1 protein-coding gene is annotated in these 350 nt (G+C 36.0%); it reads right to left on the bottom strand.

The features are described from left to right. Positions 1-12: 12 nt before the first annotated feature. Positions 13-350 (bottom strand): EAL domain-containing protein (locus AOA60_RS01650; RefSeq protein WP_143522347.1); only part of this gene is annotated, 338 nt, incomplete at its 5' end.

Here is a 350-nt window from a genome sequence, read left to right on the forward strand (position 1 = left end):
ATTCAGGTTAAACTAAAAATTAACAACGTTATTATCTAATGGATTTGGAGCAGGCTTCCCAATCAAATAACCTTGAAACAGTTCATACCCTCTTTGCTTCAACCATTCAAAGTCTTCAATATATTCCACACCTTCTGCTAATGGAGTAGCTCCTAATTCTTGTGCTTTCATTAAAAACTTGAGTGCTGTATTCTGCTTCGTAACATCCTCTGCTACACCTTGAACGAACTTCATATCTAGCTTCATGTAGTGAGGTTTAATATCTTCTAATAGATCCATCGTACTAAACCCCTCCCCCACATCATCTAACGCATATTGAAATCCTCTATCCTGATAATAAGTTAATATAC

The sequence above is a fragment of the Pseudomonas sp. 2822-17 genome (assembly GCF_002742485.1).
GTDB classification, from domain to species: Bacteria; Pseudomonadota; Gammaproteobacteria; order Pseudomonadales; family Pseudomonadaceae; genus Aquipseudomonas; species Aquipseudomonas cyclaminis.